This is a genomic window from Pseudoduganella sp. GW821-FHT12E03 (assembly GCF_058807115.1).
The window spans coordinates 39,217-55,180 of record NZ_JBXAQJ010000018.1 but is presented as its reverse complement, the minus strand read 5'-3'; the positions used below and the strand labels follow the sequence as shown (position 1 = coordinate 55,180).

The window sequence follows — 15,964 nt, the reverse complement described above, 5'->3', positions numbered from 1 at the left end:
ATTCCAAAACCATGCAAACCACGCTTGCAGAAACGCACACCGATCTCAACGACTTGCGCTGCGTGGCAGCCATTGTCGAGACCGGTTCGCTGTCCGGCGCGGCGCGACGCCTGAACGTCAACCACGCCACCGTGTTCCGCCGGCTGGCGCAGATGGAAGACAAACTCGGCGTACGGCTGTTTGAACGCAGTGGCGGACGCTATGTGCCAACCACGGCTGGCGAGGAAATCGCTCGGGCCGGCGCCGCCATCGAGGAAACCGCCCAGCAGGCGCTGCTGAAAGTGGCGGGACAGGATTTGCGCCCCAGCGGCACGGTCCGGCTCACCACCACCGACAGCGTGGCGCAAGTGCTGTTGAACCCCACGATCGCCGCCTGCCGCCGCCAGTATCCGGACATCACCTTGCAATTGGGCATCGACAACGTGATGGCCAACCTGTCGCGGCGCGATGCCGATATTGCGATCCGGCCCGCGCTGCAGCCGCCGGAACATTTAATTGGCAAACGCATCAGCTCCCTGGCGCTGGCCGTGTATGGCGCGCCCGCCTACCTCGCGGGGCAACCATCGCGGCCGCTGGCGGAGCACGCGTGGATTGCGCTGGACGATACATTGGGACGGCACCGCACCTTGCGCTGGCTGGAAAAAATCGTGCCGCTCGATATGGTCGGCTTCCGGGCCAGCACCTTCAGCACGCTAAGACAAGCCTGCATCGACGGACTGGGGCTGGCGCTGTTGCCGTGTTTTCTCGGTGATAGTACGCGCTCACTTCAGCGCGTGACGGAGCCCGATCCGGCGCTGGCGTCGGAATTGTGGCTGCTGACGCATCCGGATTTGCGCGATACGGTGCGGATCCAGGCGGTGATGCGGGTGCTGGCGGAGGAATTGGGCAAGGTGGCGGGGTTGGTGGCGGGTGTTCGGGGTGCTGACTGAGCCTCGGGGCGGGCTGGCGGCATCGCTGTGGCGATACCGCCCTACGGGTTTGGTGCTGTGGACCGTCAGTGCTTATGCCACCTTGTTCATGCCGGCGTCGGCCCAGTGCGCGCGTGCCGCGCCGGGTTTGATCGGCGACATCAGGGCCACGTCCGGCAAATCCGCCGCCACCGCCTGCACGGTGGCATGCCGGGTCAGCGCATCCACCACCACTTGCAGCGGTTCTGCCCATATCTCCGGCAAATCCCGCTCATCTGGCGCCAACACCGGGAATGCCAGCTGTTCCACGGGCGGGGTAAAGCGGGCGTCGACACCGGATTTATTGCCCCGCGCATCGACCCGGTACCAGCCATAGGGTTCCAGCCAGATCGCATTCAAGCCATGCAGGCAATACGGCGGCCCTTCGGTGCCGACCGCCAGCCGCTGGTAACACAGCCCGGCAGGAATGCCGTTGGCGCGCAGCAAGGCGGCCAGCAAGTGGCTCTTGGCATAGCAATAGCCGGTGCCGTGCTTCAGCACATCGGAAGCGCGGCACGTGACGGGATTGCTTTGATAATCCCAGCTGTGACGAATGTGATCGCGGACAAATTCAAAACAGCGCTGCGCCACCTGTTCCAGGGAAGTCGCATGGGCTGCCAGTTCTGCTGCTTTGGCGGCCACGTCGGGGTGGTCGCCATCGATCCAGGGCGTGAAGGTCAGGTAGGGGGTCATGCCCTGATGGTAACGCCCTGCGCGGAATCCTGCTGATGATGATCTTTTATGAAATACATATCGATTTCACCCTTGCCTTTCGCCGCCACCTTGCCCCGGTATTCGCACTCGAACTCCCCTTTGGCCAGATCGCTGGTGTAGGCCGACACGTTGACGCGCATCGCCTCGCCGGAACTTTCCATGCGTGACGCGATATTCACGGTATCGCCCCAGATATCGAACGCATATTTGCGCTTGCCCACCACGCCCGCCACCACCGGTCCCGAGTGGATACCCACGCGCAAAGTCCATTTGAACGGGTTGCTGCGGTTGCGCTCCTCGATATACGCGATCATCTTCAGCCCGGCCCGCACGCAGCGCTGCGCATGGTCGGCGCAGGGCTTCGGCAACCCGGCCGCCGCCATATAGGCGTCGCCGATGGTCTTGATCTTTTCCACGCCACAGGCATCGGCAATATCGTCGAACGCCGCGAAAATCTCATTCAGTTCCGCGATCATGCGGTCGGCCGGCATGGTGCCCGCCATGGCCGTGAAGCCGGCAAAGTCGGTAAACAAGACCGTGGCCGATTCGTGGCGGGCCGGTTGCGCGTGGCCGGTGTTGGATAATTCTTCCGCCAGTTCCACTGGCAGGATGTTGTACAGCAATTCCTTGGTGCGGTGCTGTTCGCGGTTCAATTCCACGGTGCGCTGCGTGACTTTTTGTTCGAGTTCCTGTTCCGAACGCCGCAAGGTTTGCACCAGCGCTTCCTGCGCCGCCATCTTCTGCAACCGCTCCTGGTTAAACCGGTCGGCCAGCGCCAGCGCCATCACCAGCAATTCAAACGCGGCGCCCCACATGATGAAGACCAGGCTGGGCGGCTCGCCGCGCACGTTTTGCATCGACGTATACGTGGACGCCACGATGGCGGGCAGATACGCCACCACCATGAAGCGGGCAAAGCGGTCGCCGCGCAGCGCGCACAGCACGATGCCATAACCCAGCAAGGGGAAGATCGGTTGCCACAGCAAGCCGCCGATGATGTAAATGGTCTGCATTTGCGCCGCGGCATTCGGCACTTGCATCATCGTCATCGCCGCCAGGGTGATACTGGTCAGGCAATTGATGACAATAAAAGTCCACAGCACCATGCTGACGCGGGGAATCAGCTTCCACAGCCCCAGCAAACGTGAAATGAACAAGGGCGTCAGCACGCACACAAACAGCACCGACAGCACCGCCGAACTTTGCTCGAACAGCGGCCAGTCCGGCCACAGCATCTGGAACGCGGAACCATAGCCGCCCGCCGCGCTGCTGGTGGTCCAGACGATGGCAAACAGCGACAGCACATAAATCAGGTTGTCGGCTTCGCGCTGGTACAGCCACAGCATCACGTTAAAGGCCGCCAGGGTCAGCGCCATGCCCAGGTACAGTACCCATTGCGTCTGTTCCCAGCGCTGCCGCGCCTGATACGCCTGCGGCTGCCACACCATCGGTTGCAGCATCACGCCCTGGAACCCCGTGCTGCGCACGCGCAGGTAGACCTCCACGGTCTCGCCCGCCGCCGCCGTGAACGGGAACACAAAATAATCGGTCGGCAGCGGGCGCTGTGCAAAGGGCCGGTTTGCGCCCGCCGACTGGTGTACGTAACCGCCGCGGCCATCCGGCACATACAGGTCCGCTTCCTGCAAGGTGCGGTTGCTGGTGTCGAACCACCAGGTGCCGGCCAGCGTGCCGTCATTGCGCACGCGGAAGCGCAGCCACCATGCGGAGGTGCTGAAACCGGGCGACGCTTTCCCCGGCACGAATTGATCGGCCTGCGCCACCTGCCGCACAGTCATTTGGCCGCCCGGGTCTTCCAGCAACATGGTGGCGGCAGTCAGGTCGACCGGTGTGCCACCCTGCGGCAGCGCAATTTGCGCATGCGCCGGCATTGCCAGCATCCAAAGAAGGCAGAACACCAGGCAGAACACCGGGTCCCGCCTTGCCTTGCAACGATCCAGCCATCCCATGCTGTCACCTATTCAAGGTTGTCACGGCACCCAGAGATCAAATGCATACTTCGCAGCGCTGCGCATGGTCTTCGCATGGCAAACCCCGCTCACCCGGGCACGGTTTCACTGGCGCTGCGGGCGCCCCGCACAAAGTACATATCGATTTCCCCTTTGCCCTTGGCCGCCACCTTGCCCCGGTATTCGCAATCGAATTCCGCGCCGGCCAGGTCGCTGGTATAAGCCGACACATTGACTTTCATGCCTTCGCCCGAACTTTCCATGCGCGACGCGATATTGACGGTATCGCCCCAGATATCAAACGCATACTTGCGCTTGCCGACCACGCCGGCCACCACCGGACCGGAATGGATACCGACCCGCAAGGTCCACTTGAACGGGTGGCGGCGGTTGCGCTGTTCGATGTACGCGATCATTTTCAGGCCGGCCCGCACGCAGCGCTGCGCATGGTCGGGACAGGGTTTCGGCAAGCCCGCCGCCGCCATGTACGCGTCGCCGATGGTCTTGATTTTTTCCACGCCACAGTCATCGGTGATGTCGTCGAACGCGGCAAAGATCTCGTTCAATTCCGCCACCATGCGGTCGGCCGGCATGGTCGACGCCACGGCCGTAAAGCCGGCGAAATCCGTGAACAGCACGGTGGCCGATTCATGCCGCGCCGGCTTGGCCTGGCCGGTGGCGGACAGTTCTTCCGCCAGTTCCACCGGCAAGATGTTGTACAACAATTCCTTGGTGCGCTTCTGCTCCGCGTTCAACTCCAACGTGCGCTGCAAGACCTTGCGCTCCAGCTCCTGTTCATTGCGGCGGGTGCTGTCCAGCAGCGCCTCTTGCGCGCGGATTTTTGCTTCGTGTTCGTGGTTCAGATAATCCGCCAGCGCCAGCGCCATCACCAGCAATTCAAAGGCGGAGGCCCACAGCATGGCCGACAGCGCCGGCGGCAATCCGCGCAGCGCCTGGGTGGAAATGACGGCCGCCACCACGATCGACGGGACATAGGCCAGACAATAGTAGCGCGCCATGCGGTCGCCCCGCCACGCTTCGCGCCCGACCGCGAACGCCACCAGCGGATACACCGGCAGCCACAGGAACCATCCCATCACATACAGCCCCTGCAGCATCGGCGCCAGCGCCGGCCGTTGCAGCATGGTCAGCACCACCATCGCCGTCATCACCACGGTCAGCGCCATGATCACGCCCCAGATCACGCGGGAGAGGCGCGGTGCGCTGGCGCGCAGGTCCACCAGCTGGAACGCAAACAGCACCGGCAGCCACGTGACCGGGATTTGCGACAGCATCCAGGCACACTGTTCAAAGCCGGGCGAGTCCGGCCAGAACAGCTGGAACGCCGAACCGAAGCCCCCGGCAGTGCTGCTGATGGCCCACACGATGGACGCCAGCGTCATCACATACAGCAGGTAATTGCGCTCGCGCAGGTAGACCCACAGCATCAGGTTAAACGCCCCCAGCGATGCGGTCATGCCCAGGTACGTCAGCCACGCGCGCCGGTCCGCCTGCGCCGCCTTCAGGTAAGCGTCCGGGCGCCACAGCTGCGGCAACAGCGCGACACCGAGGAACCCCGTGCTGCGCACGCGCAGGTAGACGTCGGCGGTGGCGCCGGCCGCGACGGTCAGCGGAAACACAAAGGTATCGGTCGGCAGCGGGCGCTGCGCAAACGGCAAACGCGACCCGGTCGCCATGCGCAGCCAGCCGCCGCGCCCGTCAGGCTGGTAACAATCCACCTCCTGCAAGGTGCGGTTGCCGGTATCGAACCATAACGTCAGCGGCGCGCGGTCCGGATTGTGCACGGTAAAGCGCATCCAGTAGGCGGACGTGGTAAAGCCCACATTGGGCGAACCGGGCTGGAAGCGGGCGCGGGCCGCGACCACCTCTTGCACGGTCAGCGTGCCTTGCGCATCTTCCAGCAAGGCGATGTCCGGCATGGCCGCGGGCTGCTGCGCGCAAGCCACGCCTGCCGCCCACAGCATCCACAACAGCCACCATGTGCGCAGCAGCTTCATGTGCCGGTGCGCTCGCCAACGACAAAGTACATATCGATGTCCCCTTTCCCCTTGGCCGCCACCTTGCCCCGGTACTCGCACTCGAAATCGCGCCCGGCCAGATCGCTGGTATAAGCCGACACATTGACTTTCATGCCCTCGCCCGAACTCTCCATGCGCGACGCGATATTGACGGTATCGCCCCAGATATCGAACGCATATTTGCGCTTGCCGACCACGCCCGCCACCACCGGGCCGGAGTGAATCCCGACCCGCAAGGTCCATTTGAACGGGTGGCGGCGGTTGCGCTGTTCGACATAGGCAATCATTTGCATGCCGGCCCGCACACAGCGCTGCGCATGGTCGGGACAGGGTTTCGGCAAGCCCGCCGCCGCCATGTACGCGTCGCCGATGGTCTTGATTTTTTCAATGCCGCAGTCATCGGCAATGTCGTCAAACGCGGCAAAGATCTCGTTCAATTCCGCGATCATGCGGTCGGCCGGCATGGTCGACGCCACGGCCGTAAAGCCGGCGAAATCCGTGAACAGCACGGTGGCCGATTCATGCCGCGCCGGCTTGGCCCGGCCGGTGGCGGACAATTCTTCCGCCAGTTCCACCGGCAAAATGTTGTACAGCAATTCCTTGGTGCGCTCCTGTTCCGCATTCAGCTCGAGGGTGCGCTGCATGACCTTGCGTTCGAGCTCCTGTTCCGACTGCCGCAAGTTATTCAAGGTGGCTTGCCGGGCCGCGAACGTCTCGACGCGTTCGCAGTGGAAGCGGTCGGCCAGCGCCAGCGCCATCACCAGCAATTCAAAGGCCGAAGCCCACATCAGCAGCGACAGGGTGGGCGGCACGCCGCGCACGTTTTCCACCGAGGTCCAGACCGACGCCAGCATGGCGGGCAGGTAGGCCGCCAGGATAAAGCGCGCCATGCGGTCGCCTTGCCACGCCACATGGACCACGCCGCCCAGCAGCAGCGGGAAGATCGGTTGCCACACCAGCCAGCCGACGATGAACAATTGCTGCTGCAGCGCGGCCGAGCCCGGCGCCAGCCAGAACAGCAGCAAGATGGCGGACGCCACCACGGTATTGACGATCACCATCCAGCGCAGGGTCAGGTTCAGCCGTGGCAAGCGCTGCCACAGGTCGGCCAGCCGCGTGATGAACAGCACGGGAAACAAGCCGGCCGCCAGGAGCGCGCCGACCCACGCGCTTTGTTCGAAGCGCGGCGCGTCGGGCCAGTACAGCGCATAGGCGGCGCCATAGCCGCCCAGCGCGCTGCACGTGGCGAACACGATCGACGCCAGCGACAGCACATACAGCAAGTGGTCGATTTCCCGCAGGTACAACCACAGCATCAGGTAAAACCCCGCCAGCGACGCCGCCATGCCGAGGTAGATTTGCCAGCCGGTGCGCTCCCACTCCATGTGTTCCCGGTACGCTTGCGGCTGCCACACGCTCGGTTGCACGACGATGCCCATGTATGCGGTGCTGTGCACGCGCAGGTACAGCACGGTGCCTTCGCCGGGCCGCACGGTGATCGGGAAAACAAACTGGTCGGTGGGCAGGGGCCGCTGGGCAAACGGCTGGCGCGATCCGGTGGCGATGGCGCGCCAGCCGCCCCGGCCATCGGCCTGGTCATCGGGCTGGTAGAGCGTGATTTCCTGCAGGGTGCGGTTGCCGGTGTCAAACCACAGCGTTGTATTGGGCAGTTGTGCGGACGGCTGCGCGGGCGTCTGGACGGTAAATCGCATCCAGTACGCGGAGGTGCTGAGCCCGACATTGGTGGAACCGGCATGGAAACGCCCGGCCCGTTCCGCCTCCAGCACGTGCGCCAGGGTCATGGCCCCGGACGGGTCTTCCAGCAGCATGGCCCCTGACAATTGCTGTGCACTGGCACACTGCAGCACCGCCGCAGTCCACATGCAAAGTGCAAGCAATGTCCGGGACAACCATGCCATTGGGTCCGCCTATTTGCTTCTTGTCAGGAAATCTACATTTACACATTTCCTAGCGGAAGTAAACCTCTAGCCACCGGCCACTGGCTTGAGTGTTGCCAGTAAGGCTTGCACGCGCATCAACCTTGTTAGCGGGTCAACTAGCGGTGAAAGACATCGCCCTCGGCGCGCCAGCCTTCGCTGGCGAGGATGGTGTGCACCAGGTCCCGGGCCCGCTCGCGTTCCGCATTCAATTCCACGGTGCGCTGCACCACCTTGCGCTCGAGTTCCTGCTCGGTGCGCTGCGTGCTGTCCAGTAACGCTTCCTGCGTGCTGACCTTTTCCTTGTGTTCATGGGTCAGGTAGTCCGCCAGCGCCAGCGCCGTCACCAGCAATTCAAAGGCGGACGCCCACAGCATGTGCGCCATGTCCGGCGGCAAGCCGCGCAGCGCCTGGGTGGAAATGAAGGCGGCCACCACGATCGACGGCGTGTACGCCAGGCAGAAGTAGCGCGCCATGCGGTCGCCGCGCCATGCTTCGCGCGCCATCGCATAGCCCATCAATGGATACACCGGCAGCCATAACAGCCAGCCCAGCACGTACACCACTTGCAGCACCGGCGCCAGGTCGGTGCGCTGCGTCGCCGTCAACAGCACCATCGTCAGCATGGCCACGCTGCTGGCCTTGATCAGGCGCCACATCAGCCGGGTGATGCGCGGCGCGCGCGCCGGCAAGTCCACCAGGCGGCAGGCAAACAAGACCGGCAGCCAAGTGACGGGCAGTTGCGACAACATCCACGCGCATTGCTCGAAGCCCGGCGAGTTCGGCCAGAACAGTTGGAAGGCCGCCCCGAAACCGCCGCCGGTACTGGAAATCGCCCACACAATGGAGGCCAGCGACAGCGCATACAGCAGGTAGTTGCGCTCGCGCAGGTACATCCACAACATCAGGTAAAACGCACCCAGCGCCGCCGTCATGCCCAGGTACGTCAGCCAGGCGCGCCGGTCTTCCTGCGCCGCCTGCTGGAAAGCGGTTTTGGTCCACAGGCGCGGCAACAGCGTGACGCCCAGATAGCCGGTACTGCGCACGCGCAGGTAAATGTCGGCACTGGCGCCGGCGCCCAGGGTCAGGGGAAACACGAACGTATCGGTGGGCAGCGGGCGCTGCGCGAACGGGAAGCGCGATCCGGTCGCCAGGTGCTGCCAGCCGCCGTAGCTGTCGGGCTGGTAAAAATCCACTTCCTGCAACGTGCGGTTGCCGGTATCGAACCACCAGGTCACCGGCGCGCCGCCCGCGTTGCGGACTTTAAAACGCATCCAGTAGGCGGACGTGGTGCCGCCCACATTGGGGGCGCCGGGCCGGAACCGGCCGGCCGACGCGATCGCGTCTTCCAGCGCCAGCGTGCCTTGCGGGTCTTCCAACAAGACCATGTCCAGCGCGGTGCTCGAGGGCGCGGCGGTGGTGGCGTTGCCGTTGGCGGCAGACGAGCACAGCAGCAGCACCGCCATCAACATCAACATCTGCATCAGCGTGCGGACAATCATCACGTTCCCGTCCCTTCCCCGGCACTGGCCGGACGCGACACCATGGTCACGGTATCGGCCCAGATATCAAAGGCATATTGGCGCTTGCCCACCATGCCGGTCGCCAGCGGACCGGAATGGATGCCGACCCGCAGGATCCACTTGAACGGGTGATAGCGGTTGCGGTGTTCGATGTAGGCAATCATTTTCAGACCGGCCCGCACACAGCGCTGGGCATGGTCCGCGCACGGCTTCGGCAAGCCGGCGGCCGCCATGTACGCATCACCGGTGGCCTTGAATTTCTTCAGGCCACACTCGTCCGCAAAGCCGTCGAATGCGGAAAAAATCACGTTCAGTTCCGCCGCCATGCGGTGCGCCGGCATGGTCGACGCCAGCGCCTCGAAGCCTTCGAATTCCGTGAACAGCACCGTGGCCGAGACGTGTCCGGCCACGGTCCGGCCGCGCGGCAATTCCATCGGCAGGATGTTGTACAGCAAATCCTTGCTGCGCTGATGCGCCGCATTCAATTCCAACGTGCGCTGCAATACCTTGCGCTCCTGTTCCTGCTCCGCCTGGCGCAAGCTCTGCAACAAGGATTTGCGGGCGGCCATCATCGCCAGCCGGCCATAGTGGAAGCGGTCAGCCAGCGCCAGCGCCATCGCCAGCAATTCAAAGGCCGCACTCCACATGACCAGCGACAAGGTGGGCGGCACGCCGCGCAGGTTTTCCACCGACGTATACAGGGACGCCAGCGCGGCCGGCAAATACGCCACCACGATAAAGCGCGCCATGCGGTCACCCTGCCATGCCACCATGACGACGCCGCCCAGCAACAGCGGAAAGATCGGTTGCCACACCCACCAGCCGACCAGGAACAATTGCTGCTGCAGGGCGGCCGAGCCGGGACGCAGCCAGAACAGCAGCAACATGGCCGCGCACAGCACGGTATTGAGCACCATCAGCCCCCGCAACAGCAGGACCAGGCGCGGCAGGCGCTGTCCCAGTCCCGCCAGCCGCGTGATGAACAGCACGGGGAACACCCCGGCCATCAGCAGCGATCCCATCCACGCGCTTTGCTCGAACAGCGGCGCATCGGGCCAGAACAGCGCATAGGCGGCGCCATAGCCGCCCACCGCACTGCACGTGGCCCAGACCATGGAAACCAGCGACAGTACGTACAGCAAATGATCGACTTCACGCAGGTATAGCCACAGCAACAGGTACAAGCCCGCCAGCGCCAGCGCCATGCCCATGTAAATTTGCCAGCCGGTGCGGTCCCGCTCCATCTGCTCCAGGTAAGCTTGCGGTTGCCAAATGCGGGGCTGGATAATGATGCCTAGGTAGCCGTTGCTGCGCACGCGCAGGTACAGCACGGTATCGGCGCCATCCTGCGCCGCCACCGGGAACACGAAGTGGTCGGTTGGCAGCGGCCGCTGCCCGAACGGCTGCGTCGAGCCGCTCGCCAACGGGCGCCAGCCGCCTTCGCCGTCCGGCTGGTACAGCGTGACTTCCTGCAAGGTGCGGTTCCCGGTGTCAAACCACAGGGCGGGATCGGACGGATAGGCCGGGCCGCGCGCCGGCGCATGCACGGTAAAGCGCATCCAGTATGCCGACGTGCTGAGCCCGACGTTGGGCGAGCCGGGCTGGAAACGCCCGGCCTGCTCGGCGGCCAGCACCTGGGCAAAGGTCATGCTTCCCGATGGGTCTTCCAGCAGCAGCGGTTCCAGCAATTGCTGCGCCGTGGCGTGCGGTACCGCTACCGCCCACCACATCCAGACCGCCAGCAACAGGTGCAAAAACCTTACCATGGGAAACATACAGTTTTATCAGGAAACTCCGTATTGTATATTTCTTAATGGAATTAAGCTTTTTTTAACTGCCGGCCTGTGGTTTTGGCGTGGCCAGCAAGGCTTTCATGCGCGCCAGCCGCTCCCGTGGCGACAGGATTTCATCTTCCTTGGGCGCCGCATCGCCGACGTCGAGCTGCATTTCCGGAATAAAGCGCGACGGGTCGCAATGCACCTGTTCGCCGGCGCGTTTGCGCTTCTTGCACCACGTGATGCGCAAGGTGCGCTTGGCGCGGGTAATGCCGACATACATCAGGCGGCGCTCTTCTTCGATGCGCTGCGCCAGCACTTCCACCGGCGTGTCCGGGTCGCCCTTGTGCGGCAAGATGCCTTCTTCGCAGCCCACCAGGAACACGTGCGGGTATTCCAGCCCTTTCGACGCGTGCAGGGTCGACATGCGGATCGCATCCTGCTCTTCGTCTTTGCCTTCGAGCATCGACATCAGCGCCACCATTTGCGTCAGCTCCAGCACATTCTTTTCTTCGCCTTCGCGGTCTTTGCCGCCCCGGCCCCGCTCTTTCAGCCAGTTGATGAATTCCATCACGTTCTGGTATTTGCCTTGCGCGGCGCGCTCTTCCAGCGTGTCGTACAAATACGATTCGTAATGGATCGCTTCCATCAAGTCATCGAGCACTTGCGCGGCATTGTCGCCGCTGCCGCCGGGGCCCGGGCGGCTGGCGCGCGCTTCCAGGTTATTGATGAAGTTGCAGAATTCCCGCAACGGCAGCAATTGGCGGTCATTCAACTTGGCTTCGATGCCGCCTTTGAACACGGCTTCAAACAGCGAACATTGCCACTGGCCCGAGAACGCGCCCAGCACTTCCAGGGTGGTCTGGCCGATGCCGCGGCGCGGCGTCGTCACGGCGCGGATAAAGGCCGGGTCGTCATCCTGGTTGGCCAGCAGGCGCAGGTAGGCGATGATGTCCTTGATTTCCGCCTTGTCGAAGAAACTCTGGCCGCCGGAAATCGTGTACGGAATGCGGTGGTTGCGCAGCGCCTGCTCGATGATGCGGGCCTGGTGGTTGCCCCGGTACAGGATCGCGTAATCGGTCCACTTGTTCTTGCGTTCGAAATGGTCGGCGGAAATCATCACGGCGACTTGATCCGCTTCCTGCTCGTCATTGGCCATCGCGTGCACCGTGATGGGTTCACCGAGGCCATGTTCCGACCACAGGGCTTTTTCAAACAATTTCGGATTGTTGGAAATCACCGCGTTGGCCGCTTGCAGGATCCGCGTGGTGGAGCGGTAGTTTTGTTCCAGCTTGATCAATTTCAGGTTGGGGAAATCCACCTGTAAATTGCTCAGATTTTCAATGGTGGCGCCGCGCCACGCATAAATCGCCTGGTCATCGTCGCCCACCGCCGTAAACATCGGGTATTTACCGAGGCCCGTCACCAGCAATTTCACCAGCTCGTACTGGCACGTGTTGGTGTCCTGGTATTCGTCCACCAGCAGGTAACGCAGGCGGCGCTGCCAGCGGTCGCGCACCGCCTCGTTATCGCGGAACAGTTCCACCGGCAAGCGGATCAAATCGTCGAAGTCCACCGCCTGGTACGCCTGCAAGGTGGCGCGGTAACTGGCATAGATGCGCGCGGCTTGCGCCTCGTCTTCATCTTTCGCATTGCGCAGCGCCACGTCGGGTTCCACCAGGCCGTTTTTCCACAGTGAAATCTCGTTCTGGATATTGCGGATGATGTGCTTGTCGGTGGTGATGGCCAGTTCCTGCACCAGCGAATAGCAATCGTCGCTGTCCATGATGGAGAAGCGGTCTTTCAAGCCCAGGTTATTGGCTTCCTGGCGCAGGATTTTCACGCCCAGCGAGTGGAACGTGGAAATCGTGATTTGCTTGGCCTGGCGCGGCTGTTTCAGCATCGTGCCGACCCGCTCCTGCATTTCCAGCGCCGCCTTGTTGGTGAACGTCAGCGCGGCGATGGTGCGCGGGTCATAGCCCCGGTCTTCAATCAGGTGCGTGATTTTCTGGGTAATGACGCGCGTTTTACCGGAACCGGCGCCGGCCAGCACGAGGCAAGGACCGTCCAGGTACAGCACGGCTTCGCTTTGCGGGGCATTCAGGCCAAACTGTGGTGCATTCGACATTGTTACGTACGCCAGATGAAGGTCAGCCGGCCATTGTAGCAGCGCAAGCATTGAAATCCGGTACGGCGGGGGAATATAGTGTCGTTAGACCTTTCCGGAATCACCACACATCATGAAATTCGAACACCTCATAGAAATCAACGACCTGCTGAACCCGCTGGTGGATGAAATCAGCCACGAACAATTGTGGCGCGGCCTGGTGCTGCGCGCCGAAGCGCCCAAACTGTTCATGCCACAGCTGGACGATTGCGACATTTCCAACCGCGACGAGAACGGCTTCGAGCGCCGCCTGCGCTTTGGCAAGCTGTTCGTGGTGGACCGCGTAGTGCTCGAACCCATGCACCGTGTGCGCTACCTGGTTGATGCGCAAGACGAGATCGGCAATTCCAGCCTGACCATGACGATTGAAATGCCGCAGCCGGGCCGGCTGTTCGTGCGCTTCCTGTATGAAGACGACCACGACGCGGCCACCGATGAAGCCAACAAGATGTATGACGAATTCCGCAAGTCGGCGTACCAGGAAAACGATATCGATACGATCCGGGTGTTGCGGGAGTTGGCGGAGCAGGGACGCTTGGATTCAATGATGAATTAAGATTGGCTCAGTGTAGGGCGGTTTCCGCCCTACGGTAACGCGCCCCGTCCCCACACCTGGCTGAGCCGGAATTCCACCTCCGGCTGCGGCGCCAGCAGCACTTCGCGAATCGCGTGGCCATCGCTGCGGGTGTCGCGCTGCAGGAACGGGTCGAGCGGGGCGCCGCGCGGTCCCAGCACCGAGGTCACCCACGGCGCCGTCGCATTCAAGCCTTTGCGCGACACCACGCCGATTTCCCCGTTTTGCAATTTCACCAGGGTGCCGATCGGGTAGATCCCCAGTTCGCGGATCAGCACGGCCGCAGGCAGGCTGTCCAAGGTGGATTTCCCTTCCAACAAGATATCGCGCAAGGCGGCGTTCGGCGCCATCGGCTTGCGGTATTTGCGCTGTGAAATGCGGGCGCAATAGCGGTCCGCCAACGCAATCAGCTTGGCCGACTCCGGCACATACGGACCACGGCGCGCGCCCGGATAACCGGTGCCATCTTCATTTTCATGGTGGTACAGCACGCATGACAGCCAGCCTTCGTGGTTGATGCCGGCCTGGCGCAACAGCACCATGCCGGCTTGCGGGTGGTGGCGGACCAGCTCGCGCTGGTGTCCGGTCAGCGGCGCCGCCTGCTTTTGCATGACATCGTGTTCGCCCAGCATGCCGACATTCATGGTCAGCGCCGCCAGCGTCATGGTGAGAATGTCGTCTTCCGGCTTTTTCAGCGCCTGCGCCACCAGTTGCGCCACCACCGCCGTGTCCACGCTGTGCCGCACGCCATACGGCATGGCATGCTGGTTATGCAGGATGGCGGCGACGGCGATATCCGCGTTGAGGGTGACCGCCTCCGTCACCAGCCCGGCGATTTCTTCCAGCTTGCGCCTGGCGTCGCCGGGGTTGCCGGTGGCAATGCGCTGCAACACGGCTTCCAGTTCCAGTTGCGCGCCATTCAACAGGCGCAGCACGGATTGCTGCTCCCGCTCGCCCGCCAGCGCCGCGCTGAGGTCTTCATAAATGCCGCGTTCCACCAGCATGTCCAGCTGCGTGATGTTCGCGATCAAATGGCCTTTGCGCGCCAGCAAGCCGCCGCCCGACCCATACACGTCCCAGGGCAACAGCTGACCCACATACAGGTCGCTCGGGCTGATCTTGCGGATTTTCACTTCCGGTCTCCGGTTTCACATGGCAGCGCGCATTTTACTGAGTTGCCACATGGAAACAATAGCTTTTTTCACTGGCCACGTCGTGCCGAGTGTTGGTTATTGCCTTATTACCTAGTTTGTTTCCGTACGTCAACTATATCTGTAGCATAGGTGATGCCCGGGGGAATACAAGCTGAACGGCAACTTTCATGCTACTCAGTTGGCAAATTTCCCAGCGCGAGATTGAAAATCGTATTAGTATTACTTATCCATGAAAAAAAATATTAGCGTTCCTTATGGCAAACATCGATTACAAGGCATTGGCGGTCCTGGACGCGGTCGCCACCCATGGTAGTTTTGAAAAAGCTGCCGGCGCCCTCGGCATCAGCCAGTCGGCCGTGTCGCAGCGGATCAAGGCGCTGGAAGACGCCAGCGGCCGCTTGCTGATCGTGCGCGGCGTGCCCTGCGTGCCGACCGGCCTGGGGCAGCGCCTGATTTCCCATCACCGCAATGTGCGGCTGATGGAAGCGGCGCTGGACATCGACCTCGGCAACCGGGTCAGCATGCCGGAAATTTCCCTTGCCGTGGATGCGGCCAGCCTCGCCACGTGGTTCCCGTTGGCGCTGGGCCCGCTGCTGTCGCCGCCGCGTTGCCAGCTCGACGTGCGGCTGGCCGAACGACCCCAGGCGCTGCACCTGGTGCGGGAAGGCACGGTCTCCGGCGCCGTGGCGGCGCGCGGCGAGCATGACGTGCTCAGTGTGGCCGGCCCCGTCACCACGGCGCTGGGGGCGATGCGATATGTGTGCGTCGCCACCCCGGTCTTTGCCGGCCACTGGTTTGGCGACGGGTTCATGGCGGAAGCGGTGCAGCTGGCGCCGGCCGTGGTATGGGAGCGGGCCGCCATGGCGCGCTTTTTAGGGGAAACCGTGGACGTGCATGGCGCCTTCCCCCATCACACCTTGCCGCTGTCGCCGGCGCTGTACGAATGCATTTACGGCAGCCTGGCGTATGGCTTGCTGCCGCTGATGCACATCGCCAGCGCGCTCGACAATGGGCGGCTGGTGGACCTGGCGCCAGGCAAGTACCTCGACGTGCCGCTGGAATGGCACGCGTGGGAACTCGACACGCCGTTTACCAAGGCGCTGTCGGAACAGGTGATTGGCAGCGCGCGGCGCTACCTGCTGCAACCGTGATGTCACACCTGGGGTC

11 protein-coding genes are annotated in these 15,964 nt (G+C 63.0%); 3 read left to right on the top strand and 8 right to left on the bottom strand.

Going from position 1 to position 15,964, the window contains the following annotated elements:
* Positions 1–11: 11 nt before the first annotated feature.
* Complete coding sequence (locus AC1RRC_RS31315) at positions 12–929, top strand: LysR family transcriptional regulator (RefSeq protein WP_493059708.1); 918 nt, start codon at positions 12–14, stop codon at positions 927–929.
* Positions 930–1,001: 72 nt separating this feature from the next.
* Here the strand turns inward: AC1RRC_RS31315 and AC1RRC_RS31310 are convergent, their stop codons facing one another.
* The 7 genes from AC1RRC_RS31310 to AC1RRC_RS31280 form a co-directional block, all read right to left on the bottom strand.
* Entirely contained in the window at positions 1,002–1,640 is a 639-nt protein-coding gene (locus tag AC1RRC_RS31310; RefSeq protein ID WP_493059707.1) for a transglutaminase-like domain-containing protein, read from the bottom strand.
* A complete protein-coding gene (locus AC1RRC_RS31305) occupies positions 1,637–3,550 on the bottom strand; it encodes an adenylate/guanylate cyclase domain-containing protein (RefSeq protein ID WP_493059705.1) in 1,914 nt (637 codons plus the stop codon). Before AC1RRC_RS31305 ends, AC1RRC_RS31310 begins: the two co-directional genes overlap by 4 nt.
* Before the next feature lie 167 nt (positions 3,551–3,717).
* Positions 3,718–5,646 carry an adenylate/guanylate cyclase domain-containing protein gene (locus AC1RRC_RS31300; RefSeq protein WP_493059704.1) on the bottom strand — a complete coding sequence of 643 codons (1,929 nt, stop codon included), beginning with the start codon at positions 5,644–5,646 and terminating at the stop codon, positions 3,718–3,720.
* Entirely contained in the window at positions 5,643–7,550 is a 1,908-nt protein-coding gene (locus AC1RRC_RS31295) for an adenylate/guanylate cyclase domain-containing protein (RefSeq protein ID WP_493059702.1), read from the bottom strand. The genes AC1RRC_RS31300 and AC1RRC_RS31295 overlap by 4 nt, the downstream gene beginning before the upstream one ends.
* A 173-nt stretch (positions 7,551–7,723) precedes the next feature.
* Positions 7,724–9,106, bottom strand: a complete 1,383-nt coding sequence (locus AC1RRC_RS31290; protein WP_493059759.1) for a 7TMR-DISM family protein — start codon at positions 9,104–9,106, stop codon at positions 7,724–7,726.
* Entirely contained in the window at positions 9,106–10,881 is a 1,776-nt protein-coding gene (locus AC1RRC_RS31285) for an adenylate/guanylate cyclase domain-containing protein (protein WP_493059701.1), read from the bottom strand. The genes AC1RRC_RS31290 and AC1RRC_RS31285 overlap by 1 nt, the downstream gene beginning before the upstream one ends.
* A 76-nt stretch (positions 10,882–10,957) precedes the next feature.
* The gene (locus AC1RRC_RS31280; RefSeq protein ID WP_493059700.1) at positions 10,958–13,030 is read right to left on the bottom strand and encodes a UvrD-helicase domain-containing protein; all 2,073 of its coding nucleotides are present in this window, start codon (positions 13,028–13,030) and stop codon (positions 10,958–10,960) included.
* A gap of 112 nt (positions 13,031–13,142) precedes the next feature.
* Here AC1RRC_RS31280 and AC1RRC_RS31275 point away from each other — a divergent pair, with 112 nt between their 5' ends.
* The gene (locus tag AC1RRC_RS31275) at positions 13,143–13,625 is read left to right on the top strand and encodes an SRPBCC family protein (RefSeq protein ID WP_493059698.1); all 483 of its coding nucleotides are present in this window, start codon (positions 13,143–13,145) and stop codon (positions 13,623–13,625) included.
* Positions 13,626–13,654: 29 nt separating this feature from the next.
* Here AC1RRC_RS31275 and AC1RRC_RS31270 read toward each other — a convergent pair whose 3' ends face one another.
* A complete protein-coding gene (locus AC1RRC_RS31270; RefSeq protein ID WP_493059697.1) occupies positions 13,655–14,776 on the bottom strand; it encodes an HD-GYP domain-containing protein in 1,122 nt (373 codons plus the stop codon).
* A 275-nt stretch (positions 14,777–15,051) separates the two neighbouring features.
* On the opposite strand from AC1RRC_RS31270, the gene AC1RRC_RS31265 reads away from it, so the two are divergent.
* A complete protein-coding gene (locus AC1RRC_RS31265) occupies positions 15,052–15,948 on the top strand; it encodes an ArgP/LysG family DNA-binding transcriptional regulator (RefSeq protein WP_493059696.1) in 897 nt (298 codons plus the stop codon).
* The last annotated feature ends 16 nt before the right edge of the window (positions 15,949–15,964 follow it).

Coding starts and splice junctions, on each gene's coding strand:
- AC1RRC_RS31315 (WP_493059708.1), top strand. CDS start 12: ATGCAAACCACGCTTGCAGAAACGCACACCGATCTCAACGACTTGCGC.
- AC1RRC_RS31310 (WP_493059707.1), bottom strand. CDS start 1,640: ATGACCCCCTACCTGACCTTCACGCCCTGGATCGATGGCGACCACCCC.
- AC1RRC_RS31305 (WP_493059705.1), bottom strand. CDS start 3,550: ATGCCGGCGCATGCGCAAATTGCGCTGCCGCAGGGTGGCACACCGGTC.
- AC1RRC_RS31300 (WP_493059704.1), bottom strand. CDS start 5,646: ATGAAGCTGCTGCGCACATGGTGGCTGTTGTGGATGCTGTGGGCGGCA.
- AC1RRC_RS31295 (WP_493059702.1), bottom strand. CDS start 7,550: ATGTGGACTGCGGCGGTGCTGCAGTGTGCCAGTGCACAGCAATTGTCA.
- AC1RRC_RS31290 (WP_493059759.1), bottom strand. CDS start 9,106: ATGATTGTCCGCACGCTGATGCAGATGTTGATGTTGATGGCGGTGCTG.
- AC1RRC_RS31280 (WP_493059700.1), bottom strand. CDS start 13,030: ATGTCGAATGCACCACAGTTTGGCCTGAATGCCCCGCAAAGCGAAGCC.
- AC1RRC_RS31275 (WP_493059698.1), top strand. CDS start 13,143: ATGAAATTCGAACACCTCATAGAAATCAACGACCTGCTGAACCCGCTG.
- AC1RRC_RS31265 (WP_493059696.1), top strand. CDS start 15,052: ATGGCAAACATCGATTACAAGGCATTGGCGGTCCTGGACGCGGTCGCC.